Origin of the sequence: Xenorhabdus hominickii, from assembly GCF_002632725.1 — a bacterium.
In the GTDB taxonomy this organism is placed as follows: Bacteria; Pseudomonadota; Gammaproteobacteria; order Enterobacterales; family Enterobacteriaceae; genus Xenorhabdus; species Xenorhabdus hominickii.
This window is the reverse complement of sequence record NZ_NJAI01000048.1, coordinates 1-1,085: the sequence shown is the minus strand read 5'-3', so window position 1 is coordinate 1,085 and position 1,085 is coordinate 1. Positions and strand designations below refer to the sequence as shown.

Sequence of the window (1,085 nt, the reverse complement as noted above, 5' to 3'; positions counted from 1 at the left end):
TTTCTCCTGACCGCCAAAGAGCGCGGATTAACCTTTGCGGTCTTTAACGGGCAACGCAATATCAGCCGGGATGAATTGGCATTATCCGGTGATACCGATATCCGCATTGCCCCGATGATCATCGGCAGCAAACGGGCCGGGGTGTTTCAGGTTATTTTAGGGGCGGTGATGGTGGTGGCCGGGGCCTTTATGTGGGCAACGCCGTATGGGGTGCCGCTGGTGATGTCCGGGGCCTCCATGATGCTGGGGGGCGTTGTGCAGATGTTATCCCCGATGCCGGGCGGACTGGCGCGACGGGAAGATCCCGACAATAAACCCTCATATGCCTTTGGTGGCCCGGTTAACTCCATTGCACAGGGAAACCCCGTTCCGTTGGGGTACGGCCAGCGCCGCATCGGGGGTGCCATCATTTCGGCGGGCATTTACGCCGAAGACCAGCAATAAACGTCATCAGTCTTAACAGGTCGCTCAGGCGGCTTTTTTTATGGGTGAACTATGGGACAGCATCTTATTCAGGGCAGCAAGGGCGGCAATGAAAGTCCACGCACGCCGGTCGAATCGCCGGATTCCCTGCAATCGACCTCGTATGCCAAAATCGTATTGGCGCTGGGGGAAGGTGAGTTTGCGGGCGGGCTGAACGGCACTAATATCTTTCTGGATAACACCCCGCTGATTGGTCCCGAGGGTCAGGCAAACTTTGAGGGGGTGAAGTGGGAATTCCGCCCCGGTACGCCCCATCAAGACTATATTCCCGGCATGCCCGCCGTGGAAAATGAACTGACCGTCGGGACTGAATTAAATGAGTCATGGGTCAGATCGGTCACCAATACCCAACTGTCGGCGGTGCGCCTTCGGTTATCCTGGCCGCAATTGCAGAAACAGAAAGAAGACGGGGACACGGTCGGCTATCGCATTGATTATCTGATTGAAGTGGCCACGGATGGGGGGGCGTATCAGGAGTTACCCACGCTGGCTGTGGATGGCAAGACTACCACCAAATATGAACGGTCACACCGCGTCGATTTACCCAAAGCCCATTCTGGCTGGCAGGTGCGGGTTCGCCGCCTGACCCCCAAACAGACCAG

Annotated in this window: 2 protein-coding genes; both read left to right on the top strand. The window is 57.0% G+C overall.

From position 1 onward, the window contains the following. The coding region (locus Xhom_RS24940; protein ID WP_099140127.1) for a tail assembly protein at positions 1-444 on the top strand (444 nt) is incomplete at its 5' end. Between the two features lie 51 nt (positions 445-495). After that, the coding region (gpJ, locus tag Xhom_RS24935; protein ID WP_420855278.1) for a TipJ family phage tail tip protein at positions 496-1,085 on the top strand (590 nt) is incomplete at its 3' end.